The sequence below is a fragment of the Nocardiopsis sp. LDBS1602 genome, assembly GCF_035818715.1.
GTDB lineage: Bacteria > Actinomycetota > Actinomycetes > Streptosporangiales > Streptosporangiaceae > Nocardiopsis > Nocardiopsis alba.
This window is the reverse complement of the sequence record NZ_JAYLVW010000002.1, coordinates 841,742-866,040: the sequence shown is the minus strand read 5'-3', so window position 1 is coordinate 866,040 and position 24,299 is coordinate 841,742. Positions and strand designations below refer to the sequence as shown.

At 70.8% G+C, this 24,299-nt stretch carries 17 protein-coding genes; 4 read left to right on the top strand and 13 right to left on the bottom strand.

All coding sequences use genetic code 11. The features are described 5' to 3' along the window. The first annotated feature begins 382 nt into the window (after positions 1-382). Complete coding sequence (locus U9J66_RS11920) at positions 383-1,951, top strand: glycerol-3-phosphate dehydrogenase/oxidase (protein ID WP_042282991.1); 1,569 nt, start codon at positions 383-385, stop codon at positions 1,949-1,951. A gap of 101 nt (positions 1,952-2,052) precedes the next feature. Here U9J66_RS11920 and U9J66_RS11915 read toward each other — a convergent pair whose 3' ends face one another. From U9J66_RS11915 to U9J66_RS11865, 11 genes are all read right to left on the bottom strand, one after another. Further along, positions 2,053-2,256: a cold-shock protein gene (locus U9J66_RS11915; protein WP_014912876.1), complete on the bottom strand. Its 204-nt coding sequence runs from the start codon at positions 2,254-2,256 to the stop codon at positions 2,053-2,055. A 276-nt stretch (positions 2,257-2,532) separates the two neighbouring features. Then, on the bottom strand, positions 2,533-5,019 hold the full coding sequence (locus U9J66_RS11910) for a glycoside hydrolase family 2 protein (protein ID WP_326337678.1): 2,487 nt from the start codon (positions 5,017-5,019) through the stop codon (positions 2,533-2,535). A 35-nt stretch (positions 5,020-5,054) separates the two neighbouring features. Beyond that, the gene (locus U9J66_RS11905) at positions 5,055-5,966 is read right to left on the bottom strand and encodes an ABC transporter ATP-binding protein (RefSeq protein WP_326337677.1); all 912 of its coding nucleotides are present in this window, start codon (positions 5,964-5,966) and stop codon (positions 5,055-5,057) included. A gap of 4 nt (positions 5,967-5,970) precedes the next feature. Further along, on the bottom strand, positions 5,971-6,924 hold the full coding sequence (locus U9J66_RS11900; RefSeq protein ID WP_014913533.1) for an ABC transporter ATP-binding protein: 954 nt from the start codon (positions 6,922-6,924) through the stop codon (positions 5,971-5,973). Beyond that, positions 6,924-7,832, bottom strand: coding sequence for an ABC transporter permease (locus tag U9J66_RS11895; RefSeq protein ID WP_017533573.1), 909 nt, complete (start codon positions 7,830-7,832; stop codon positions 6,924-6,926). The genes U9J66_RS11900 and U9J66_RS11895 overlap by 1 nt, the downstream gene beginning before the upstream one ends. Then, positions 7,829-8,824 (bottom strand): ABC transporter permease, encoded by a 996-nt coding sequence (locus U9J66_RS11890; protein WP_014908617.1) that lies wholly within the window; start codon positions 8,822-8,824, stop codon positions 7,829-7,831. Before U9J66_RS11890 ends, U9J66_RS11895 begins: the two co-directional genes overlap by 4 nt. A gap of 66 nt (positions 8,825-8,890) precedes the next feature. Next, the gene (locus U9J66_RS11885) at positions 8,891-10,591 is read right to left on the bottom strand and encodes an ABC transporter substrate-binding protein (RefSeq protein ID WP_026124829.1); all 1,701 of its coding nucleotides are present in this window, start codon (positions 10,589-10,591) and stop codon (positions 8,891-8,893) included. A 269-nt stretch (positions 10,592-10,860) separates the two neighbouring features. Then, a complete protein-coding gene (locus U9J66_RS11880) occupies positions 10,861-11,880 on the bottom strand; it encodes a LacI family DNA-binding transcriptional regulator (RefSeq protein WP_014913040.1) in 1,020 nt (339 codons plus the stop codon). Positions 11,881-12,019: 139 nt separating this feature from the next. Further along, complete coding sequence (locus U9J66_RS11875) at positions 12,020-12,898, bottom strand: Fpg/Nei family DNA glycosylase (protein ID WP_326337675.1); 879 nt, start codon at positions 12,896-12,898, stop codon at positions 12,020-12,022. A gap of 84 nt (positions 12,899-12,982) precedes the next feature. After that, positions 12,983-16,060 (bottom strand): DEAD/DEAH box helicase, encoded by a 3,078-nt coding sequence (locus tag U9J66_RS11870; protein ID WP_326337674.1) that lies wholly within the window; start codon positions 16,058-16,060, stop codon positions 12,983-12,985. A 146-nt stretch (positions 16,061-16,206) separates the two neighbouring features. Continuing rightward, the gene (locus U9J66_RS11865; RefSeq protein WP_326337673.1) at positions 16,207-17,667 is read right to left on the bottom strand and encodes a PucR family transcriptional regulator; all 1,461 of its coding nucleotides are present in this window, start codon (positions 17,665-17,667) and stop codon (positions 16,207-16,209) included. Positions 17,668-17,877: 210 nt separating this feature from the next. On the opposite strand from U9J66_RS11865, the gene gabT reads away from it, so the two are divergent. Continuing rightward, a complete protein-coding gene (gene gabT, locus U9J66_RS11860; protein ID WP_326337672.1) occupies positions 17,878-19,212 on the top strand; it encodes a 4-aminobutyrate--2-oxoglutarate transaminase in 1,335 nt (444 codons plus the stop codon). A 44-nt stretch (positions 19,213-19,256) separates the two neighbouring features. On the opposite strand, the gene U9J66_RS11855 is transcribed toward gabT, so the two are convergent. Continuing rightward, the gene (locus U9J66_RS11855) at positions 19,257-20,201 is read right to left on the bottom strand and encodes an EamA family transporter (RefSeq protein ID WP_161110526.1); all 945 of its coding nucleotides are present in this window, start codon (positions 20,199-20,201) and stop codon (positions 19,257-19,259) included. Between the two features lie 71 nt (positions 20,202-20,272). Here U9J66_RS11855 and U9J66_RS11850 point away from each other — a divergent pair, with 71 nt between their 5' ends. After that, complete coding sequence (locus tag U9J66_RS11850; RefSeq protein ID WP_161110527.1) at positions 20,273-21,184, top strand: LysR family transcriptional regulator; 912 nt, start codon at positions 20,273-20,275, stop codon at positions 21,182-21,184. A 21-nt stretch (positions 21,185-21,205) separates the two neighbouring features. Here the strand turns inward: U9J66_RS11850 and U9J66_RS11845 are convergent, their stop codons facing one another. Next, positions 21,206-22,810, bottom strand: a complete 1,605-nt coding sequence (locus U9J66_RS11845; protein ID WP_326337671.1) for a PucR family transcriptional regulator — start codon at positions 22,808-22,810, stop codon at positions 21,206-21,208. 183 nt (positions 22,811-22,993) lie between these two features. Between U9J66_RS11845 and U9J66_RS11840 the strand changes: the two genes are divergently transcribed. Continuing rightward, on the top strand, positions 22,994-24,280 hold the full coding sequence (locus U9J66_RS11840; protein WP_326337670.1) for an aspartate aminotransferase family protein: 1,287 nt from the start codon (positions 22,994-22,996) through the stop codon (positions 24,278-24,280). The last annotated feature ends 19 nt before the right edge of the window (positions 24,281-24,299 follow it).

Sequence of the window (24,299 nt, the reverse complement as noted above, 5' to 3'; positions counted from 1 at the left end):
GGAGTCCAGGAGGCGAATCCGTTCGCGGAAGCGGAAGGCCCGTTCCGAAAACCCTGGATTCCCGGCCCCGGTCGGACACTTCGGACGTTCTCCCCGATACGACCCGCACGAGACCTCTCACGAAGCCTCTCGACCCCTCCACCATGCGACAATGCCGAACATCAGTGACACCTTGAGACCACTCTGCTCTCTGGAGTCACATCCGCACCACCTTCGATGGTGATGTTCACCCCCATGCCCGGCAGGCCGCCGCCAACACACGGCCGACCTTGGGTGGCGTTCGGCATTGTCGTATTATGCAGGTGACACCAGCCTGAAACGTGGAGTCCGTTCAGGTACGTGCGGCACTCGCCACCCCTCCCCTACGGACGGAGCACCAGCCATGACCGCCAGCATCCACCGCAGCGACGCCCCCGTGATCCGGGCACGCACACGCGAGGAACTCACGCGGGGCACCTTCGACCTCCTCGTCATCGGCGGCGGCATCCTGGGCACCTCCATCGCCTGGACCGCCACCCAGGCCGGCCTGAGGGTCGCCATGGTCGACGCCGGCGACTTCGCCGGAGCCACCTCCAGCGCCTCCTCCAAGCTCGTCCACGGCGGGCTGCGCTACCTCCAGACCGGCAACGTGAAACTGGTCGCCGAGAACCACAAGGAACGTCGCGCACTCGCCGCCGACGTCGCCCCGCACCTGGTCAACCACCGGCCCTTCCTCGTACCGATCTACTCCGACGGCCCGCACGGCGCCGCCAAGATGGGCGCCGGGGTCTTCCTGTACTCGGCCCTGTCGGCGTTCGGCGACGGCATGGGACGCCTGCTCTCCCCGCGCCAGGCCACCCGCCTGGCCCCGGGCCTGCGCACCGACGGCCTGAAGTCGGTCGCCGCCTACAGCGACCACCAGATGAACGACAGCCGCATGGCCGTGATGACGGTGCGCGCCGCCGTCGACGCCGGCGCCGTCGTACTCAACCACGCCGAGGTCCGGTCGCTGCGCACCACGCGCGGCCGGGTCACCGGAGCCGACCTGCGCGACCGGATCGCCGGAGACGAGTTCGGGATCGACGCGAAGCTGGTCCTCAACGCGACCGGCCCGTGGGTCGACCACCTGCGTCGCATGGAGAACCCGGGCGCCGACCCCAGCGTGCGTCTGTCCAAGGGCGCCCACCTGGTGCTGCGCACCCCGGAGCCGTGGAGCGCCGCGCTCACCATCCCCGTGGACAAGTACCGCGTGTCCTTCGCCATCCCGTGGGAGGGCCACCTGCTGCTGGGCACCACGGACGAGGCCTATGAGGGCGACCCGGCCCAGGTCGGCGTGGTCTCCACCGACATCGACCAGATCCTGGCCGAGGCGTCCCTGGGCATCGACGCTCCTTACCTCGACCGCGACCACATGACCTACTCCTTCGCCGGCCTGCGCGTGCTGCCCGGCGGACCCGGCGACACCAGTTCGGCCAAGCGGGAGACCGTGGTCACCCAGGGCCGGGGCGGCATGCTCTCGGTGGCCGGCGGCAAGTGGACCACCTACCGGCACATCGGCCGGACGGTCCTGGAGGAGCTGCGCAAGGTGGCCTCGGTCCCGCTGGGCGAGGACATGGCCGACCCGCTGCGGACGGTCCCGCTGCCCGGCCTGGCCAGCCCCGACGCGGTCGCCCAGCGTCTGATCACCGACCGCGAGCCCGGCACCCGGCTCGACCCGCTGGTCGCCCGGCACCTGGCCTCGCACTACGGCAGCCTGGCCATGGACATCGCCGCGCTGGTGCGCGACGAGCCGGCCCTGGGCGAGCGGATCCACCCCGACGGACCGGACGTGTGGGCGCAGGTGGTGTTCGCCCGCGACCACGAGTGGGCGGTGACCGTCGACGACGCCCTGCGTCGCCGCACCACCGTGACCGTGCGCGGCCTGGACACCCCCGAGGTGCGTGAGCGCACCCGCGCGCTGCTGGAGTCCTGAGCGGACATGAGAACACCCCCGGCGGGCGATGCCCACCGGGGGTGTTCAGGTGACGTTCACACCCCCGTGAACGGGGGCGACGACACCACGTCTATGCGGTCTTAGATCGCGACGACGTTCTCGGCCTGCGGGCCGCGGGTACCGGCGACGATCTCGAACTCCACGCGCTGGTTCTCCTCCAGGTTACGGAAGCCCGTGCCCTGGATGGCGCTGTAGTGAACGAAGGCGTCGGGGCCACCGTCGTCGGGGGAGATGAAGCCGAAGCCCTTCTCGCCGTTGAACCACTTCACAGTTCCCTGAGCCATGTTCTCTCCTTCAGCTCGGTGTACACGGACGCATACTCACGCCCGAAAATTGCCGCGAGCCGACTCCATGAGAAACCGCCCGCCGGTCACAAACTCCGCGGGCAAGACACCAACTGCGAAATTCAACGACTAACAATCCCCTTGAACGTACCACAGCCACACGACATGGCGAGGGATTTCGATGTGGCAACCCGCACGGCGCGTCGAGGAATATCGACGGGCACTGAAGGGAACGCGTGTGATTCACGTTGCGATCACCGGACGGTCACGAGACGCTCACGAAGGGGTCGCCATGGTGTCGTTGACGCACCTCAGAACGGGTGGGGACAGCACCGCCGCCGGATCCAGCCCCGCACCACCGAGCACCGTGAAGGTATGGGACTCCCCCGGTAGCAGGGTCACCAGAGCGCTGTCCGCCTCCACCTCCGGATCGATCCTGTCGACGTTCAGGACCAGATCCCGCAAGAGCACTCGGGCCCTCACCTTCACCCGCAAATCCGAGCCGAACGTCTGTGTTTCTCCATCGAATTCCGGTTTACGGTAGGCCAGATCCCGATCCCTGGAGAAGAACCACCAGGCCCGTTCTCCGGCCCCGTCCACGGTCAACACCTCCGCCGTCGGGTCTCCCGCGCGTCCCACCCCCTCGGGCACCGGGACGCGGAGCGCCCCGCGCGGCTCCACCCGTACCGATCGGGTCACCGAGGAGAGCACCTCACCCGTGGCGATCTCCCGCCGGGCCACCGTCACCTCGGTCTCCCACATCAGGTCGGTGTCGTTGCCCAGGACGACCTCCACGTCCTCTCCGACTGGTCGGACCACCGACACGCGGTCCGCGTGGACGCGGCGCAGCGCGTACCACAGGGGTTTGCGGCGACCGGCGCCGTCCACCGCCGCCCAGGAGGTGACCGGCCAGCAGTCGTTGAGCTGCCAGACCACCGTGCCCGTGCAGTAGGGCCAGGTGGAGCGGAAGTGGCCGACCCCCACCGTCAACGCCCGAGCCTGGTTGACCTGGGTCAGGTAGTGCCAATCGTCGTAGCCCCACTCCCGGTCTCCGAAGTGGGCGACCAGCCCGCGGGCCAGTTTGTCCTGCCCGTCGATGGCCTTCTGGTGGTGGCGGACGCCGGGCGAGGTCGGGGTGAGCGGCTCGTCCGTCACCGTCGCGCGCAGGGTGGCGTGCGTGGGCGGCGCCTGATAACCGAACTCGGCGGCGAAGCGCGGGGCGTGCTCGCGGTAGACGGTGTAGTCCCGTTCGTTCCACACGTCCCACAGGTGCGTGACACCGTGTCCGGGGGCGTTGGGGTGGACCCCCTCGCCGGGGGAGTAGGGGCTCCCCGGCAGGTAGGGGCGGGTGGGGTCGAGTTCGGCCACCACTCGGGGCAGCAGGTCGAGGTAGTAGCCGGCGCCCCAGGGGCGTCCGTCCAACTCCTCCTTCCAACCCCAGTCCTCGTGTCCCCAGAGGTTCTCGTTGTTGCCGCACCACACCGCCAGGCTCGGGTGCGCCGAAAGGCGGGTGACGGCCTCGCGCGCCTCGGCCTCCACCTCCGAGTACAGGGGCTCGTCCTCCGGGTAGGCGGCGCAGGCGAACAGGAAGTCCTGCCAGACCAGCACGCCCCGCTCGGAGCACAGTTCGTAGAAGTCCTCGGACTCGTAGATCCCGCCGCCCCACACCCGCAGCAGGTTCACCCCGGCCTCGCGGGCCTGGTCGATCCGTGTCCGGTAGCGATCACGGTCGACCCGGGAGGGAAAGGTGTCGTCGGGGATCCAGTTGGCGCCCCGGATCAGGACGTCGCGGCCGTTGATCCGCAGCGCGAAGGAGGTCCCGTGCTCGTCGGGCTCCTCGTTCACCTCGACCCGACGGAACCCGATCCGACGTTCCCAGGTGTCGAGGACGCCGTCCCCGACCGCCACGGTCACCCTCAGCCCGTACAGCGGCCGATCGCCGTGGCCGCGCGGCCACCAGAGGTCGGGGTCGGCCACGGTCGCCTCCAGGACCGCCGTGGTCTCCCCCGCGCCGAGCGTCGCGGCGACCTCCTCCCCCGCGATCGAGGCGGTCAGGGCGAGCGGCTCGTCGTGTCCGGCGTCGGTCCGCTCCACCTCTACGTGGGCCCGGACCACCCCGGTGGCGTGGTCCTCGGAGAGCGAGACCAGGGGCCGGACCGAGACGATCCGCGCCGTGGACCAGGCGTGCAGCCGGATCGGCCGCCAGATCCCCGCCGTGACCAGCGCTGGCCCCCAGTCCCAGCCGAAGCCGCAGGCCATCCGACGGATGTACTGGTAGGGCTCGTCGTAGGCGCCGGGCAGAGGCCCCGTCCGCTCCCGGTTCTCCTCCGCGTACCGGTAGGGCGAGGCGAACTCCACGTCCAGCTCCGGTGCCTCTCCCTCCTGAACGAGGGCCTCGGTGACGTCGAACCGGTACGAGCGGTGCATGTCGAACGTCCGCCCGACCTCCCGACCGCCGACGCGGAGCGTGGCCACGGTGTCCAGGCCCTCGCAGACCAGGTCGATCCGCTCGGCCGCGCCGTCGGTCAGGGCGGCGCGCTCCCCCGCGAGGGAACGCGTGTACCTCCAGTCACCGCGGCCGATCCAGGCCAGCCGGTTCTCGTTGTCGTCGAGATAGGGGTCCTCGATCAGACCTTCGGCGAGCAGATCGGTGTGGACGCACCCCGGAACGGTCGCGGGGACCGTCCCGATGTCGGCGGCCCTCCCCGTCGGGGCCACCGGGGTCAGGGACCAGCCGTCGTGCAGGTCGAGCCACGTGCTCATCGTTCTTCCTCTCCTACCGGGGTGTGGTGGTGCGGTCAGCCCTGGTCGATACCGACGAAGTGCCCCTCCTCGACCTCGATCAGCGGGGCGGAGAAGTCGCCCTCGGCCACCGTGGGCAGGTCGATCTCCGGCGGCGGATGGGCCGCCCGCTCCGCGTCCACCTCCGCCCAGGTGCGGTCCATCCGGGGCACGCACGAGAGCAGGTGACGGCTGTAGGGGTGCAGCGGGTTCTCGAACACCCGGCGGGTCGGCCCCATCTCCGCGACGGCGCCCTTGCGCAGGATCACCGTCCGGTCGCTCACGTAGTTGCCCAGCGAGAGGTCGTGGGTGACGAACAGGACCCCCAGCCCCCGCTCCTTCAGGTCGACCAGCAGATTGAGCACGTCGATCCGGGTGGAGGCGTCCAACATGCTGATGATCTCGTCGGCCACCAACAGTCTGATGTCCAACAACAACGCCCGGGCGATGAGCAGCCGTTGGAGCTGCCCGCCGCTCAACTGGTGCGGGTACTTGTCCAGCACGTTCCCCGGATCCAGCCGGACCGTGCCGACCGCGTCCAGGACCCGCTCCCGCCAGTCGGCGTCCGACACCTTCGGGAAGTAGGAGGAACGGATCATCTCGAAGACCCGGTCGGCCTTGAAGATCGGGTTGAAGGAGCTGAAGGGGTCCTGGAAGACGCCCTGGACGTGGCGGTAGTACTCCTTGCGCGCGGCGAAGCCCCTGATGCGGGAGACGTCGCGCCCCTCGAAGAGGATGCGGCCCTCGTCGGCCCGGGTCAGCCCCAGCACCATCTTCCCGATCGTGCTCTTGCCGCTCCCGCTCTCTCCGATCAGCGAGACCACCTGACCGGGCTCCACGGTCAGGTCGACGTCGCGCACCGCGCGCAGCCGTCCTCCCCCGAACGCGCCCACCCGGTACACCTTGTGCACGTGGCTCAGTTCCAGCACGGCGCTACGCTCCCGTCTTCCAGCAGGCGACCCGGTGACCCGGCGCGACCTCCGTCAACGGAGGCGTCCGCAGACACTCCTCGGAGGCGAGGGGGCACCTGGCCCTGAACCGACAGCCGACCGGCGGATCGAGCAGGCCCGGCGGGGTGCCGGGGATCCCCTCCAGACGTGTGTCCGAGGTGGTCGTGCCGACCTCGGGCAGCGCCCCGATGAGCATCCGGGTGTAGGGGTGGCGGGGCGCCTCGATGATCGTGCGCGTCGACGCCTTCTCGGCGATGCGCCCCGCGTACATGACCATGACCGTGTCGGCCATCTGATGGACGAGCGAGATGTCGTGGGTCACGAAGATCATGCTCTTGACGTAGCCGCGGTCGCGGAACCCCACCAGGGACTCCACCACCGACCGCTGCGTCGACACGTCCAGGGCCGAGGTCGCCTCGTCCGCGATGAGCAGCGAGGGGTCGAGCAGGGTCGACATGACCATGACCACGCGCTGCTTCATCCCGCCGGACAGTTCGATCGGGTAGCGACCGAGCACGTCGGGCTCCAGGCCGACCAGCTCCAGACGTCGCCGCAGCTCGTCGGCGACCTTGCGCGGCCGCACCCCGCGCGAGCGCAGCAGCTCGTCGATCATCCGCCCGATCTTGCGGGTGGGGTTGAGCGCGCTCATCGCGTACTGCGGGATGAGCGAGACCCGGTGGTAGCGGAACGGGACCATCGCCCGGTCGTCGGCGATGGGCAGCTCCTCGCCGTCCAGCTCGACCGTGCCGCCCACGTGCCGCATCCGCCCGTCGAGACGGATCAGGCTCTTGCCGAGGGTGGTCTTGCCGCAGCCCGACTCCCCGGCCAGGCCCATGATCTCGCCGTCGGCGAGTTCGAAGTCGACCCCGTCGAGGGCGTGGACGTCCCCGCGCAGGGTCCGGTAGTGGACCTTCAGGTCGTTGACGCGCAGGGTCATCACAGCTCCCGCAGCTTGGGGTTGAAGACCTCGTCCAACCCGACGTTGAGGATGTACATCGAACCGACCAGGAGGGTGATCCCGGCGCCCGGCGGGATGAACCACCACCACAGGCCCAGTTGCAGGGCGCTCCAGGCGACGGCGCTCTCCAACATCAGTCCGAGCGAGACCCCGCCGGCCGGGCCCAGTCCGATGAAGTCCAGCCCGGCTGCGATGAGCACCGCCCCGCCGAACAGGAGGATGAACGACATCACCAGGTAGGAGCTCATGTTGGGGGCCAGCTCGCTGGTGATGATCCGCCAGGTGCGACGACCGCTGAGCCGGGCCAGGTCCACGTAGTCGCGGGAGGCCAGGGACAGGGTCTGGGAGCGGACCGCCCGCGCCGCCCAGGGCCAGGACGTCAGGCCGATGAACAGCGCCTGCACGACCAGGCCGCGCACGTCCAGGTAGGCGACGGCGACGATGAGCACGACCATCCCGGGCAGGACCAGCACCACGTTGGTGAGCATGTTGAGGATCTCGTCGACGATCCCGCCCTTGTAGCCGGCGACGAAGCCGACGGTGGTACCGATGAGGAAGGCGATGCCGCCGCCGAGGGTTCCGGTGAGGAAGGTCGAGCGCAGGCCGTGGACGAACTGGGCCCAGACGTCCTGTCCGAAGGAGGTGGTGCCCAGCCAGTACTCGCCGCTGGGCGGGGTGCTCTGCGGGCCGATGTACTGGTTGGGGCCGTGATCGATGAACAGCGGCCCGATCAGCCCGATGCCGAGCAGCAGGAGCACGATGCTCGCGCCGATGAGCAGTTTGGGGTTGCGTCGGGCGTAGTAGAGGGTCTCGGAGGTGCGGCGTTCGCCGCCCGCCCCCGTAGTGCCGGGGTCGGCGGTGCCGGGGGTTCCGGGGACGTCGGTCACGACGCGCCTCCCGTCATCCGCACCCGGGTACGGGGGTCGACCAGGACGTAGACGATGTCGATGATGAAGTTCGCGATCAGCACTCCGACCACCACGAAGAGGAAGATCCCCTGCAACAGGAAGAAGTCGTTGTTGTTCAGGGAGTTGAGGATCAGGGTGCCGAGGCCGGGATAGTTGAAGACGACCTCGGTGAGCAGCGCCCCGGCGATGATCGTGCCCAGTTGGACGGCCAGGCCGGTGATCTGCGGCAGCATCGCGTTGCGGAAGGCGTAGCGGCGGATGAGGCGGCGCGGGGCGCCGAGTGCCTGGAGGTAGTTCGAGTAGTCCGCCTCCAGCTCGTAGATGATCATGTTGCGCATGCCGATCGCCCAGCCGCCCAGCGCCACCACGAACATGGACAGGAACGGCAGGAACCAGTGGCTGACCAGGTTCGTGAAGAAGCCCCACGTCCATGAGGGGGTGAGGGCGAAGCTGTAGCCGCCCGCCGTCGGGAAGAACCCGCCGACCACGCCCAGGGCCCAGGCCAGGAGCAGCGCGAGCCACATGTACGGGGTGGCGGTCAGGATGTAGCCGATCGGCAGGACGGTGTTGTCCAGGACCTTGCTGCGGGCGGCGAAGGCCCCCAGCCGATTGCCGATGATCCAGCTGAGGATGATGGCGGGCAGCAGCAGCCCGAGGGTGAAGGGGACGTGCCGCAGGATGATGTCGACGACGGGCTCGGGGTAGAGCCAGACGCTGACTCCCAGGTCACCGCGGAAGAGTCCGGCCCAGAAGGCGAAGTACTGCTGATGCAGAGGGGTGTCGAGGCCGAAGACCTCGTTGTAGTAGGCGGTCATCCGTTCCAGGGCCTCCGGGTCGGAGACCGAGGCCCTGCTGAGCATGCTGCGGACGGGATCGCCGGGCATGAAGCGCGGGATCATCCAGTTGATGGTGACCGCCACGACGAAGGTGATGCCGTAGATCCCGAGTTTGCGGCCTATGTAGCGCCACACGTGTGTCCTCCGGGTGTGGGGGCGCGTGTGGGGCGCGTCCGTGGAGGGAGACGCCCCACGTGCGCGCTATTCGACCGGTTCGATCTCGGCGAGGGTGTAGATCGCACCCAGCTGGTACAGGTTGTTCCACATGGTGGCGTAGGAGTCGGGGGTGTCGGGGTCCTCGCTCGGCCAGTTGGTCCACACCCGGTTGCTGGACTGCGACCACAGGCCGTTGTACCAGAGCGGGATGACCGGCAGATCGGCCAGGAAGATCTCCTGGATCTGCGAGGTGATCTCGGCCGCGCCCTCGATGTCGTCGGTCGGGGTGGCCGCGAGCCTCTCGGTCAGCTCCCAGGCCTCCTCGTTCTCGTAACGGGCGTAGTTGGCGGTGATCTGCTCGTCGCGGATCGGCAGCTGGAAGATGAAGTCGTAGTAGGTCCAGGGCGTGTTGCTCAGACCCCGGTCGTTGTTGATCATCAGGTCGAACTCGGCCCTGCGGAAGTTCTCGATCAGCAGGTCCTGCTCGGGGAAGGCGGGCGTGACGTCGATGCCCACCTCCTCGGCGTTGCCCGCGATGATGTTGGCCGCCTCCATCCAGTCGGTCCACCCGGAGGGGACCGCCAGTTCGAGGGAGAGGGGTTCGCCGTCGGGGGTCTCGACGTAGCCGTCGCCGTCCTCGTCGACGTAACCGGCGTCCTCCAGGATCCTCACGGCCTCGTCCGCGTCGTAGGAGAAGCCCTCCTCCGCCACCAGCTCGTGGTCGATGTAGTCGTCCCAGGGCTGGAGCAGGCCGGTGGGGTCGGCCGCCTCGACCAGGTTCGTGTAGGGGCCCGAGATGATCTGGTCGATGTCGATCGCGTGGGCCAGCGCCCTGCGGAACTCGGGATCGCCCAGCGCCTCGTGTTCGTGGTTGGGGATGAGCCAGGCGGTGTTGGCCGACCGCATGTAGGGCGGCTCTTCGTAGTAGCTCGTGATGGTCTCGTCGCGCTCGATGACCTGGTCGATCCCGGGGAGGAAGTTGTTCGACATGTCGACCTCGTGGTTGCCGAGCATGTTCATCGTGACCTCGTTGGAGGCGTTGACGATGTCCACGATGTAGGTGGCGCTCATCTCCAGCCCCAGCGCCTCGGTGCCCCACCAGTCGTCGTTGCGGCGCCAGACCATGCGGTCGTCGGCGTGGTTCTCGTAGACGTAGGGGCCGGTGCCGACCGGATCGGCGTTGGGGTCGTCGTTGACCTGCGCCTGGTCCTTGTCGGCCCAGAGGTGCTCGGGGACGATCGCGCGGTTGGCGACCCAGTTCATCCACTCCTGGGGGCGAGGCTCGGAGAAGGTGACGGTGACCTCGCGTTCACCGGTGGCCTCGGCGCTCTCGACGAAGTCCCAGATGTTGCTGTAGTGGATGTCGAAGTGGCCCAGCTCCAGGGTGGTGACCACGTCCTCGGCGACCAGCGGTTCGCCGTCGGTCCACTCGATCCCCTCGCGGAGGGTGATGACGTGGGTGTTCTCGTCCGGCCATTCGTCGCTCTCGGCGAGCCAGGGCGTGTAGTCGTTCTCCTCCGGGTCGAACAGGAAGAGGGGCTCGTAGACCAGCCCCACCGTGCCGACCGCGTAGTTGCCCTCCATGATGGGGTTCCAGTTGGTCGGGGGTCCCCACGCGGTGCCCGTGGTGTACAGGGTCTCGTTCCGGGGGTAGCCGCCGGAACCGCCCGCTCCGCTCTCTCCCGTGCAGGCGGTGGCGACCAGCACCACCGCCGTCAGGACGGCGGGAAGCCTCAGAGATCTCATCTCGACTCCTTCTTCCACCCGGTCGGCCCTCTCGGGGGGAGGCCGAGTGCCGTGCAGAGGTCCGGGAGCGCTCCCACACAGGGGCGCGGAGGGCCGTTGCTGAACCGGGTAAGTGACGTCAACAACAACATGACCGACAGAAGCCCGTCAATCCCCCGGAACTTCCCTGTTACGCGCTTGTGACAGCCTCACCGGGCACGACGTCACCGAGAACCCGCCCGGCGCACGCGGGCCGACGGGGCGGTCGAGGCCGGTGGGGCGGCCGGGGTTCAGTGGGACAGCGGTCCGGTGCTCCCCCGTGGCCGCAGCTCTCCCGGCGGGGTCTCCACGTCATCGACCCGCTCCTCCGCCAGAAGACCGCCGAGCATCCGCGCCGCCTCGCGTCCGTTTCCGACCACGTCCCGGGCGATCGCGGTCAACGAGGGCCGCACCAGACGGCACAGCGCCGAGTCGTCCCAGGCCACGATCGACAACCGACCCGGAACGTCCACCCCCATCTCGGAGGCCACCCCCAGGGCCGCCACCGCCATGAGGTCGTTGTCGTAGACCAGGGCCGTGGGCGGATCGGCCGTGGCCAACAGGCGCCTCGTGACCCGAGCGCCCTCCTCGCCGGTGTAGTCGGCGTGCACCGTGCGCGCCTCCGCCACCCCGGCGAGGCGGGCCGCCTCGCGGAAGGCCTCGGTCCGGCTGCGCGTGTGCGCGAAGAACTCCGGGCCCGCCACCCGGACGATCCGCCGATGCCCCAGGGCGGCGAGGTAGTGCACCACCTCGCGCACGGAGACGGCGTCGTCGGTGTACAGGCACGGGACCCCGCCGGTGCCCTCCGGCCCGCCCAGGATCACCGCGGGTAGCGGCAGATCTCGGGCCAGGGCCGGGCGGGGGTCCTCGACCCGCAGGTCCACCATGATCACCCCGTCCACCCGGCGTTCGGTGGCCCAGCGGCGGTAGACCGCGAGTTCGGCCTCCACGTCCTCGGTGACCTGGAGCATCAGGTCGATCCCGGAGGAGGTCAGTTCGGTCTCGATCCCGGAGACCAGCCGCATGAAGAACGGTTCTATGCCCAGTGAGCGGGCCGGACGGTCCACGACCATGCCGATCGCGCCCACCCGGCCGCCGGGGGCCAGGGCACGCGCCGGGTTGCTGGGCGCCCAGCCCAGTTCGCGGGCGACCGCGAGGATCCTCGCGCGTGTGGCCTCGGAGACCCCGGGACGACCGTTGAGGGCGTAGGAGACCGCCCCTTTGGACACCCCCGCCGCCCTGGCGACGTCCATGATCGTGGGACGCCGCATCACAGAGCCCACACCGCCTCCCCACTCTGCTTCGCTGAACCGGTTAAGCCATCGGGAGGGGATTGTAACCCACGCCTCTCGGGCGGCCGAGGCCTTTTTCCGCGGCCCGGCGGCCCGAGAAGGGGACGATCCGGGAGGGTCAGGCCTGACAGCCGGGACACCAGTACAGGGTGCGACCGGCCAGTTCGGTGGCGGAGATCGGCGAGGAGCACACCCGGCAGGGCTCTCCCGTGCGGTAACAGACGTAGAGGGTGTCCGGCCGGGGCACCGGGTGGGCCTCGGGGTCGGGCCGGTCCTCGGGGCGGGTCGTGATGATGTAGCCGTCACGGACCCCGTCCCGCAGGAGGGCCGACAGGTCCTCCCACAGGGCGTCCCAGCGTTCCCTGCCCAGCTCGCGGCCGGGGGTCATCGGGTCGATCCCGGCCCGGAACAGGGACTCGGCCCGGTAGATGTTGCCGATCCCGGCGATCACGTCCTGGCGCATCAGCAGCGCGGCGATGGTCGTCCGCGAGCGGTCGACGACGCGCCAGGCCCGCTCGGGGTCGGCGTCCGGGCGCAACGGGTCCGGACCCAGGCGGTCCTGGACGGCGCGCTTGTCCTCGATGGTGATGACCTCACAGGCGGAGGCGCCGCGCAGATCGGCCCAGCCGGTGGAGTTGACCAGCCGGACCCGGACGGCCCCGACCGGCTCGGGCGGGACCACGAACCCGTCGACGTCGCGCTCCAGTTCGATCCGCTCCGCTCCGGGGGTACGGGGGGCGCCCAGGTGACGTTCCCCGTCGGCGTCGCCGAAGGTCCAGGCACCGTAGAGACCGAGGTGGACGCGGAGCCACTCGCCGGAGTCGAAACCCAGGAAGAGGTGCTTGCCGTGGGCCTCCCCCTCGGTGAGGACCCGGCCGTCGATACGGGCGGCCCCGTCGGCGAAGCGCCCCTGAGGGCTGCCCGCGCGCACGGTGGTGCCCCCGAAGGTCTTGTCGAAGTGCGCCGCCAACCGGTGCAGTGTGTGGCCCTCCGGCACTCGTGCCTCCCCTTTCCCGGCCCCTCGCGGGGCGAACCGGCGCGTTCCGGACATGCCGCGCCACCTCAAGGTTAGGTCGTGTGCTCAGCAGGCGGAGAGGATCTCCTCGACCAGGGTCCGGGGGTCGGCCAGACAACGCCAGGCGGGGACGATCACGACCAGGTCCTCGACCCCCCGGTCCAGCGCCTCGCCCCGGGCCAGCAGCCGGCGCAGGGCCGGACCATCGGGTTCGCGGTCGAGCAGCACCACCACCCGACGCGCCCCGTAACGGACCACGAGGTCGGTCGCCCAGCCGCGGACGCGCGGCCGCACCACCACCTCGGTCCCGGCGGCCCGCAGGGCCTCGACCAGGGCGACGGTGGCCGGATCGTCCCGAGGTTCCTCCGCGAGCCCGAGCCCGCCCTCCCCGTCCCGGGCGAGCAGGGCGGTGAGCGGACCACGACCGGCGGCCCAATGGGCGCGATCCCCCACGACCACCAGACGTCGTCGGGTCCGGGTGAGCACCGAGGACCACAGGTGTCCCATCCCCATCACCCGACGCTCGGCGATCGCGGGGGCGTCGGCCGTGAGCATCGGGGACAGCACGGTGACGTCGGTCGTACCGTCGACCGGCAGCTCCGGGCCGCCGACCCGGACCCGGCGCCGCAGGACGCACTGGCGCAGCAGGCGACGGAGCAGCGCCACCTGGGGCTGTAAGGGCGCGACCACCGTGAGGGTCCACTCCTCGGGAAGGGTCCGGTCGAGTTCGTCCACCACCACCGCGACCCGATAGGCCTCGTCACGGTTGACGTAGGAGGAACCCGGCGCCGCCTCGCAGTCACCGGCCACGTCACGCCAGTCGACGACCGGCTCGTCACCGGGGTGCGGCTCGGTCCTGACCGCGATCCGCCCTCCGTAGCAGTACTCGGAGGCCACCGAGGCCAAGGGCTCGGGCGCCCCGTCGTGCTCGTCCAGCCAGAGCGTGGCGCTCGCGCCCCGGGCGGCGGCCCGCAGCGCCGACCCCGTACCGTGGCGCAGCCCCCGCTCGTCCAGTTCCTCGGCGTCCAGCCCGGCGGTGGCCAGGGCGCGACGTTCCTCCTCCGGTTCCAGGGCGGTGGCCGGTCCGGGGTGCGCCGGGTCGCCGATCACCAGGGCGCGCACCGAACGGTAGAGCACGGGGAGCAGTTCACCGACCCTGGTCCGTTCGGCCCCCACCACGATCACCAGATCGAACGATCCGGGACCGGAGGGCAGGGCACGGGCCTGGTCGGTGCGGCAGATCCACGCGGGCAGGATGTCGAGCAGGTCCCCCATGGCCGGACGGCCTCCGCCGTCGTTCCAGTTGAGGCTCTCCAGACGGTTCACGACCGCGGCCCGCCCGCGCCGCAACCGTGGCCCGGTGACCGAGCTCAGCCGCAGCGCCCCGGCCCGGCGGTGCTCCTCCATCGCCTCGTCGAGGATCGCGGTGAGCTCGTTCAGGGGCGCGCGGCGGGTCCGTCGTTCCACGGCCTCGCGCCACTCGCTCTCCATCCGGGCCACCGAGCACAGTCGCGCCAGACTCTCGGGATCGGTCGTCACACCGAGTTCACGGCGTACGGCCGAGCGGTGCGAGAGCCCGCCCAGGCCACCGGCGATGGCGCGCTCGGCCCGATGCAGCCAGTACTCGGGGCCGCCGCGCTCGGGCGTGAAGAGGCTCTCCGGGTTCCAGCCCCGAACGATGTCGCGGCCGCGTTCGGAGGCCAGGTCGGCCAGGACGTGCCCGCCGGAGGCCACGTCGTCCATGGCCTCCCACACCTCGCGGATCCGGTTCCAAGAGCCGACGAGGTCGTCCTCGCGCTCCACGGGCTCCCCCGGGTCGGTGATCCACGCCGGCGGCAGTCCCGTGTCGCGCACCAGGATCCGGGTGAGTCGACGCGCCTCGGCCACCCCGCCCACCCGGACCACCGGATGCTCGGGCGAGGTATCCGCGCGGGCCAGGACCTCGTCGATGTCGCTCTCGCCATGGCAACAGATCAGGACCCGTTGCCCCTCGGCGACGGCGGTGCGCACCACCGTGTCGACCAGATCGTGCACGCCGCCGCCGGGCGGGGCGGCGGCCACGGTGAGCTGCTCGCCCATGGCCGCCCGCAGGACCTCGTACTGGGCCTGGCCCAGGGGCGAGGCGGCGATCGGCACGATCTCGGGGGCGGCCGGTTCGCTCACCGCCTCCTCCCGCGCCCTGCTTCGGGAACGGCGTCGTTCGCGCTGAGGGCGTTCCCGAGGTGCTCGGGCCTCGGGGCGGCTCCCGAGCAGGGGCTCCAGGGCGGTGCCGGGCACCGCGTCGGGGTCCAGCCCCTCCGGGTCGGTGGGATCGAGGTCGGCCAGGAGACCTTCGGGCAGGCCCGGCTCGAACGGCTCTCCCTCGGGGCGTCCGCCGGGGCCGGCCCGGTAGAGCACGGCGGTGTTGTGGGCGCCCCGGACCGGACGAAGGGGGCGGCCGCGGGTGCCCAGCGGATCGATGTCGTCCACGCGCTCGATCTCCAGCCGGGAGAGCAGGATCCGGGTCTTGGCCGCCAGTTCGGCGACGGCGGCGGGGCGGTGGATCGGGTCGGGGGCTCCGGAGCGCAGTCGGGTCCGCAATTCGAAGAGGTCCTCGGGGTCGGTGACGCCGATCCGCGCGAGCAGGGCGACGTTGACGTCGGGTGTGCCGACGGCGCGGAGCGAGGACGTTCCGGGGCGGTCGCGCTCACCGGGCTCCTCCACCGGGCGCACGTCGACGACGAACAGCGGCAGCGCGATCCGCTCGTCCCCCGTACCCTCCCCCAGGACGACGAGCGGGTATCCGTAGCGCAGCGCCTGGCCGTGGCGCCCGGCCAGCCGCGCGACGCGCGTGCCCTCCTCGTGGAGCGGCAGGGCCTCCCTGGCCCCGCTGAGGAGGAGTTCGGGGCCGGCGGGCATGCAGGCGTGGACGTCGGAGTCCAACCGTCCGACGGTCGCCTCGTGCCGGTGCACGGCCTCACGGTGCAGGCAGGAGCGGGTGTAGGCCAGGAACGAGTGCGTCCTGGACACGTCGACCGACCGTTTCCAGCGCAGCGAGGCCGCGCCGACCCCGGAACCCGCCTCCGGCTCGTCTCCGATGGTCCCGCCCACCGGCGTGTACGAACCCGCGTGACCGATCTGCTCGTCGTCCTGGAGTGACCTCACTACGCCCCTCGACCATCCCGTGACCAGACGATTACCCTCCGCCATGAAGGCCCATTGTGGTGCATTCCGCGCGGGCCCGCCCGGGGAATGGACGAACCCGTGGCCCTTCTCCCCTGATCGGCGGGGTGAAGGGAGTCGGGGAAGGGTCAGGAACGCCCCTCGCGCAGCCGCAGGGCCACCCACAGCTCCGTCCGATGATCGGGGTCGTCGAGGTCGCCCGGGAGCAGCTCGCGAATGCGCCTCATCCGGTAACGCAGGGTGTGCCGATGCACCCCCAGCCGTTCGGCCGCCGCGTCCCAACGCCCGGAGGCCGCCAGGTAGGCGCGCAACGACGCCAGCAGTTCGGCCGCGTTGCGCTGCCGATCGATCGGGGCGAGCAGGTCCTCCGCCAGACGCAGCCCCGCCGGGCTGTCCAACAGCCCGAACAGTCCACCGGGCAGTTCGTCCGAGCGCAGCAGCGCGCGCCCCTCCTCCTCCGCCGCGGCCAGGGCCCGTTCGGCCTGGGAGCGGGCGACCGCCAGGTCGGCGTACCCGACCGGCTCGCTCAACCCGACCGGTCCGTCGAAGAGTTCCCCGAGCGCCTCGGCCAGGTGTCCCGACCCCGCCGCGGAGGAGAGCGCCAACGCGCCCCCGGTCCCGGCCACCGTGGTGACCAGGACCCCGTCCGGCGGCCCGTCGGGCACGGGCCCTCGGGCCGCGGCCACCAGCACCGGCTCGGCGGGCAGCCCGGCCATCAGCTCCTCCGCCCCCGGATGACGGGGGTCCAGGGCCCCGGCGAACAGCGCCGACAGCACGCCCGGACCGAGGCCGGGGCCCCGGGCCAGGGCCGGCCGTTCCAGTTCCAGGGAGAGCAGCGACACCGCCGCGTTGACCAGGGTGCGGTCGTCGGAACCGAACCCCTCCCTGGTGGCGACCGCGAGGAAGCCCCGTACCCGGCGGCCCGTGGCCAGGGGTTGCAGCGAGATCCGCGCGCCCCCCGAGACCAATGAGGCTCCGATCTTGGGGCCGGCGCCGCGCAGGCGGGGCAGCTCTCCGACCAGATCCGGGGCGAGGTCGACGGCCGAGGCGGGCGAGGCGTGCCGGACCACGCCGTCCGGTTCGAGGAGCAGGACGCGGGCGTCGAGTTCACGGGCCAGCCGGTCCACCACGGCGGCGGACCCGTCCAGCGCGGCCCGGGTGAGATCGCGCTGGGCGGCGAAGGCGCGGCTCAGCCCCTCGTACTCCTCCTGGGCCAGCAGTCGCGAGACCTCCTTGCCGATCGAGATGAAGGGGGTCTCCCGTGCCACCTCGATCAGGGCCAGGCCGAACTCCTCGGCGGCCTCGCGCAGTTCCTCGGGGGTCCGGTCGAAGTTGACCTCGACGCCGAAGCCGAGGCCCGCGACGTTCTTCTGTGCCAGTCTCCGCACGTAGGAGCGCAGGTCGGGAGGGTTGTCGGCCCAGCGCACCCCGGTGGTGAGCACCAGTTCGCCGCCGGCCAGGTAGGGGGTGGGGTCGGTGAGCTCACTGACCGCGACCCACTCCACCTCGCGTCGCAGCAGGTCGGATCCGGCGAGCAGCCGCAGTCGCAGTCGCGGTGTCCGTAGCAGGGAACCCAAAGTCGGCGGCATCGTCGCCCCTCTCCCCGCGTGCTCGTGGCGCGTTCGCGCCCCTCCCCCTCTGTGGCCGCACCGCACCTGACGCAATGGCGTACGGCCTCCCTTCGATTATCCACTGTGTCCATGTGTGCGGGGTTCCACACGGCCTAGTGTTCTGCTCGCACGCCCGGAATCGCCCCCGGGAGACAGCCCGCAAGACCACGCCCAGAAGGAGGCAGCCGCATGGCCACGACCGAGGTCGTCCAGTCCCGCCGGATCGTCACCGAGATCCCCGGCCCGAAGTCCCGCGCCATCCAGGAGCGCCGCAGCGCCGCCGTCGCCCAGGGCGTGGGCAGCACCCTGCCGGTCTACGTGGAGCGCGCCGGCGGCGGGATCGTCGAGGACGTCGACGGTAACGCCCTGATCGACTTCGGTTCGGGCATCGCCGTGACCAACGTCGGCAACGCCGACCCGCGCGTGGTCGAGCGCGCCGCCGAGCAGATGGGGCGCTTCACGCACACCTGTTTCATGGTGAACCCCTACGAGAGCTACGTGGAGGTGTGCGAGGCCCTCAACCGGATCACCCCCGGTGACCACGAGAAGCGCTCGATCCTCCTGAACTCCGGCGCCGAGGCGGTGGAGAACGCCGTCAAGATCGCGCGCAACGCCACCGGCCGCCAGGCGGTCGTGGTGTTCGACCACGCCTACCACGGTCGCACCAACCTCACCATGGCCCTGACCGCCAAGAACATGCCCTACAAGCAGGGCTTCGGGCCGTTCGCGGGCGAGGTGCACCGCATGCCCATGGCCTACGCCTACCGCTGGCCCACCGGACCGGAGAACTGCGGCCCCGAGGCCGCCGCCGCGGCGATCGAGCAGATCACCAAGCAGATCGGCGCCGAGAACGTGGCCGCGATGGTCATCGAGCCCATCCAGGGCGAGGGCGGCTTCATCGAGCCCGCCCCCGGCTTCCTCCCGGCCCTGGTCGAGTTCTGCCGTGCCAAGGGCATCGTGTTCGTCGCCGACGAGGTCCAGACCGGCTTCGCCCGCACCGGCGACATGTTCGCCTGTGAGCACGAGGGCGTGGTGCCCGACCTGATCACCACCGCCAAGGGCATCGCGGGCGGTCTGCCCCTGGCCGCCGTGACCGGCCGCGCCGAGCTGATGGACGCCGTCCACGGCGGCGGCCTCGGCGGCACCTACGGCGGCAACCCGGCCGCCTGCGCCGCCGCGCTGGCCTCGCTGGAGGCCATCGAATCCGACGACCTGGTCGGCCGCGCCCGTGAGATCGGCGCGCTCATGCTGGACCGGCTGCGCACCCTCGCCGACAAGTACGAGGTCATCGGCGACGTGCGCGGACGCGGCGCGATGGTCGCGATCGAGCTGGTCAAGGACGGCAAGGAGCCCGCGACCGAGGCCCTGTCCCAGGTCGTGGCGCACTGCCACTCCCGCGGCCTGATCCTGCTGAGCGCGGGCACCCACGGCAACGTGATCCGGATGCTGCCGCCGCTGGCCATCAGCGACGAGCTGCTGCGCGAGGGCCTGGACATCCTGGAGGAGGGCCTGGCCGGCCTGTAGTCCGCCGTCGCGGGGCGGGGAGGTCCGTCCCCCGCCCCGCCGGCTCATTCCGGCTGAGGGACCCGGGCCGGGTCGCGTTCGTTCGAGCGCGGCCCGGCCCTCTCCGTGTCCGGAGGGACGGGGCGTCGGCCACGGGTGCTGCCCCACAGCACCCCGCCCACGACCAGAGCGCCGCCGACCAGCTCCCCCGGGCTCGCGGTCTCACCGAGGACCGCCCACGCGGCCGTCATTCCCACGACCGGCACCAGCATCGAGAACGGCGCCACCACCCCCGCCGGGTGACGGGTCATCAGCCAGGTCCACACACCGGAGCCGACCACGGTGCCGATCACCACCGTGTAGACCAGACCGGCCACGGCGGCCGCTGCCCCGGGCTCGCCGAACGAGGTGAGGGAGTCCAGGATCCGGTCGGGGCCCTCGACCATCAGCGACAGCGCCAGCATCGGCAGGGGCGGGACCACCGACATCCACAGCGTCAGCCGCAGCGGATCGGTCGGCCGGGCCAATCGGTTGCAGGTGTTGCCGATCGCCCACCCGAAGGCGCCCGCCAGGGTCAGCAGGAACGGAACGATGGCGGCGTTCTCCGCCCGCTGCCATCCCACCAGGGCCATGCCGCACACGGCGATCAGGACGCCGACCAGTTGCCGACCGCTCACCCGCTCCCGCAGGAACGTCGCCCCCAGGAGCACGGTGAAGGGCGCGGACGCCTGGAGGACCAGCGACGCCAGGCCCGTGGGCATGCCGGAGGCCATCCCCCAGTAGAGGAACAGGAACTGGAGGACACCGAAGCCGAACCCGTAGCCCACCAGCCAGCGCACCGGCACCCCCGGCCAGGGGACCAGCAGCATCGTCGGCAGGGCGATCAACGCGAAGCGCAGGGCCACAAGGAAGAACGGAGGAAAGTGGACGAGCGAGGCGTCGATGGCGATGAAGTTGAGGCCCCACATCAGAGCGACGGAGAGGGCCAGCAGGCGATGACGAAACGGCATGCGTCCAGGTCACCAGGTTTCTCTTTTAAGCACAATCAATAATTCGGACACTCACGATGTAGCCTTGCTACATGGAGATCCGACACCTGGCGCTGTTGCGCGAACTCGCCGAACGCGGCAGTGTCACCGCGGTCGCCGAGGCGACCCACCGAACCCCCTCGGCCGTGTCACAACAGCTCAAGGCGGCCCAACGGGAGTTCGGAACCCCTCTGGTGGAGCCGTCCGGCCGCGGCCTGCGCCTGAACGAGGCGGGGCTGCTGCTCGCGGAGGGCGGGGTGAGCGTCGCCGCCGCCCTCGAAAGGGTCCAGGCCCGCTGGGACTCCTTCCGCGGCGAGCCCTCCGGCACGGTCACCGTGGCCGCCCTCCCCAGCGCCGCGACGTTCCTGCTGAGCGACGCGATGCACGACCTGGCCGACACCTCGATCACCCTGCGTTGCAGCGACTACGACCTCGCCGAGGTGGAGTTCGCCGGACTGACCGCCGACAACGACGTCGTCATCGCGCACAGCCTCACCAGCGTCCGACCGGCCGGCGCCGAGGGGTTGACCGTGCGCCCCCTGGCCCGAGAGCCGCTGGACATCGCGATGGCGGCCGACCATCCCCTGGCCGACCGGACCGACGTCAGCCCCGACGACCTGGTCGACCTCGAATGGATCGGGGTCCCCGAGGGCTACCCCTTCGACACCGTTCCGAAGGCGATCGAGCAGGTGACCGGGAAGGAGCTGCGAGTGACCCAACGGCTCTGGGACAACCGGTTGATCGAGTCGCTGGTGGCCGGGAGCGCGCTGGTGGCGGTCCTGCCCCGCTTCACCACACCGCCGGACTCGGGTGTGGTGCTGCGCCCTCTCACCGGGGTCCCCTCCGCCCGGCACGTCTCCGCCGTCCTGCGCCCCGACAAGGCCGAACGGCTGGCCGTCCAACGGGTACTGCGCGCCTTCGAGAAGGTCGGTGCCGAGGTGGAGCGACGTCACCGGCGCGATTGAGCGCGAACGCCCCACGACGGATCAGGGCTGTTCTCGGACCGAGTCCAGGGACAACAGGGCCACGTGCAGCGACAGGCAGTCCTCCACCGACTCCAGGTCGGCGTCCAGCACGTTGGCGATCCGCCGCAGCCGCTCGTAGAACGCGGGCCTGGACAGATGCGCCCTGCTCGCGGCCAGGGCCTTGTTGCGGCCCGCGCCCAGGTAGTGGCGGAGCATGTCGGTGAGATCGCCGTTGTGGCGCGCGTCGTGGTCCAGCAACGGCCCCAGTTCGCGTTCCACGAAGGTCTGGAGGCGCTCGTCGTCGCGGAACAGGTGCAGCAGACCGCGCAGATGCAGGTCGGGCAGCCGATAGAAGGGGCGGTGGTCGCTCTGCCGGACGGCCACGTCGCCGACCTGGCGGGCCTCCAGGAAGGAGCGGCGGACCTCGCGGATGTCGTCGGCGGTCGAGCCCACCGCCAGCACCGCCGCGTCGCCCACCGTGGCGCGCACCCGCTCGGCCAGCAGGTACAGGATGGGGTCCAGGCGCGGGCGTGAGGGCAGGGCCAGCAGGATGCCGACGCGCAGGTCGTCCAGGGAACCCACCAGCGCGGGCAGTCGCAGTTCCCGGCAGGCCTTGGCCGCGCCCTCGGCGGTGTCGGACAGACGCGCCTGGGCGGCCAGGCCGGTGCCGCTCTCGCGCAGACGCAGGACCAGAGCGACCAGCTCGCGTCCGTTGAGCGGTACGCCGACCGCGCGGGCGCGGACCAGCGCCTCCTCCGGTTCGGAGTAGGCCCGGTCGATGATGCCGGTGATGATCGTCCGGTGGGTCTGACGTTCCAGACTCTCCTGGTGGCGTTCGAGCAACCGTCCCAGGGCCAGGGTCGTCGCGGCGCGTTCGATGAGCATGGTCTGGCGCGCGGTGGGGGTGGCGCCGGTGATGAGGATCAGGCGCCCCCAGTCCTGACCGCGGGCGCCGACGGTGGTGACCAACCAGCCGGTGGAGGGCACGTGCACGGTCCGGCTACCGGATCGGACCGCCCGCGATCGACTCTCCCAGGAGGTCAGCAGGGTGCCGGGATCCTCTCCGTTGAGGTCGCAGGCCAGCACCTGGTGGGTGAGGTTCTCCAGGACCACGGGGCAGCCGGAGAGCTGGGCGACCTCACGCAGGATCTGGGCGGCGTCGGCGCCCTCCACGGACAGTTGGGTGAAGACCGAGTGGAGCTTCTCCGACTCGCGCAGCTCCTCCAACTGTTCGTTGACCACCCGGATGTGCACGGCCTCGGTGATCTCGACGAAGCGGGCCTCGCGGTCGAGCAGGACGACCGGGAGCCGGGCGTCGCGGGCGGCCTCCAGGAAGGGGGCGGGCAGTTCGGCGTGGTACTTGCGGCCGAGTTCGACCGCGATACCGCTCACCCCCGCGTCGGCGATGTCCTCGATATAGCGGCGCAACGCCTCGGGGTCGTCGGGCATGGCGATGCCGGTGCTGAGCACCAGTTCGCCGCCGCGCAACAGGTGGGCCAGGTCCGTGACCTCGGCGATGTGCACCCAGCGCACCGCCACGTCGAGGTACTCGGAGCCGGTGACCACCCGGGGGCGGGCGCGTTGGAGGGCCGGGAGCCTGAGAACTTCGGCGAGTGTGGGGAGCACGGTCTCACTCTAGTCGTTCTGTCACGGCGGAGGCGGTTTCTCTTTACAAAGTGCTCGCTTTTCCTCGTTCGTGAGCACGAAGGGGAACGCCTTGAAGGAGGCTTTACATTCTGTAAAGGCCGCCAGCATGTTGTCAACAGTGTGATCCTGGTCAAGTACGCCGAGCCGGGCGAGACTGGGGGCATGTCGGAACTCCTCTCGCGCCACCGCGCGGTCATGCCCTCCTGGTCGCCCCTCTACTACGAGTCCCCGCTGGAGATCGTCAGCGGCAAGGGAAGCCGCGTCACCGACGCCGAAGGCCGCACCTACCTGGACTTCTTCACCGGAATCGTGACCAACATGCTCGGCTACGACGTGGCCGAGGTCCGTGAGGCGGTCGAACGCCAGATCGCCAAGGGGGTCGTGCACACCTCCGCCCTGTACCTCATCCGCTCCCAGGTCGAACTGGCCGAGAAGATCGCCCGGCTGTCCGGGATCCCCGACGCCAAGGTCTTCTTCACCAACTCCGGCACCGAGGCCAACGAGACCGCCCTGCTGCTGGCCACCCACGCCCGAGGCAGCGACGAGGTGCTGGCCATGCGCGGCAGCTACCACGGACGCTCCTTCGGCACCGTGGCGGTCACCGGGAACCGGGCGTGGAAGAACTCCGCGCTCTCCCCGCTGAACGTGCACTACCTGCACGGCACCGACCACGCCTCGCCCCTGTTCCGCGATCTGTCGGAGCGCGAGTACATCGACCGGTGCGTGGCCGACCTGCGCGCCGTCCTGGACACCACCGCGCCGAACGTGGCCTGCCTGATCGCCGAGCCGATCCAGGGCGTGGGCGGGTTCGCGATGCCCCCCGAGGGCCTGTACGGCGCCTACAAGGAGGTCCTCGACGAACACGGCATCCTGTTCGTCTCCGACGAGGTGCAGACCGGCTGGGGCCGCACCGGCACGGACTTCTTCGGCATCGGCGCCCACGGCGTCACCCCGGACGCCATGACCTTCGCCAAGGGGCTCGGCAACGGCTTCGCCGTCGGCGGCGTCGTGGCCCGGGGCGACCTCATGGACGGCCTCGGGGCGCTCGGCGTGGCCACCTTCGGCGGCAACCCGGTGTCCATGGCCGCCGCCGGCGCCACCCTCGACTACGTCCTGGACCACGACCTCCAGGACAACGCGCTGCGCCAGGGGCGGACCGTCCTGGAGGGCCTGCGCGCGCTCAGGGAGCTGCCCTGCGTGCTCGACGTTCGGGGCAAGGGGCTGATGTTCGCCGTCGAGATGGTCGACCCCGAGAGCGGGGCCCCCTCCCCGACCCTGGCGGCCGGGGTCCTGGAGGCCACCCGCGAACGCGGCCTGCTGGTCGGCAAGGGCGGCGTGCACGGCAACGTGCTGCGCATGGCCCCGCCGCTGACCCTGTCCACCGAGGAGGCCGCCGAGGGGCGCGACATCCTCCTGGACGCCGTCCACGCCGTGGCCGAGCAGGCCTGAGGAACACCCGAGACGAGGA

What these genes read in the sequence shown, in the direction of transcription:
- U9J66_RS11910 (WP_326337678.1), bottom strand. Translation starts at nt 5,019, where the DNA reads ATGAGCACGTGGCTCGACCTGCACGACGGCTGGTCCCTGACCCCGGTG.
- U9J66_RS11850 (WP_161110527.1), top strand. Translation starts at nt 20,273, where the DNA reads ATGGAGATCCGACACCTGGCGCTGTTGCGCGAACTCGCCGAACGCGGC.
- U9J66_RS11920 (WP_042282991.1), top strand. Translation starts at nt 383, where the DNA reads ATGACCGCCAGCATCCACCGCAGCGACGCCCCCGTGATCCGGGCACGC.
- U9J66_RS11840 (WP_326337670.1), top strand. Translation starts at nt 22,994, where the DNA reads ATGTCGGAACTCCTCTCGCGCCACCGCGCGGTCATGCCCTCCTGGTCG.
- U9J66_RS11880 (WP_014913040.1), bottom strand. Translation starts at nt 11,880, where the DNA reads ATGCGGCGTCCCACGATCATGGACGTCGCCAGGGCGGCGGGGGTGTCC.
- U9J66_RS11885 (WP_026124829.1), bottom strand. Translation starts at nt 10,591, where the DNA reads ATGAGATCTCTGAGGCTTCCCGCCGTCCTGACGGCGGTGGTGCTGGTC.
- U9J66_RS11865 (WP_326337673.1), bottom strand. Translation starts at nt 17,667, where the DNA reads ATGCCGCCGACTTTGGGTTCCCTGCTACGGACACCGCGACTGCGACTG.
- U9J66_RS11915 (WP_014912876.1), bottom strand. Translation starts at nt 2,256, where the DNA reads ATGGCTCAGGGAACTGTGAAGTGGTTCAACGGCGAGAAGGGCTTCGGC.
- U9J66_RS11900 (WP_014913533.1), bottom strand. Translation starts at nt 6,924, where the DNA reads ATGACCCTGCGCGTCAACGACCTGAAGGTCCACTACCGGACCCTGCGC.
- gabT (WP_326337672.1), top strand. Translation starts at nt 17,878, where the DNA reads ATGGCCACGACCGAGGTCGTCCAGTCCCGCCGGATCGTCACCGAGATC.
- U9J66_RS11855 (WP_161110526.1), bottom strand. Translation starts at nt 20,201, where the DNA reads ATGCCGTTTCGTCATCGCCTGCTGGCCCTCTCCGTCGCTCTGATGTGG.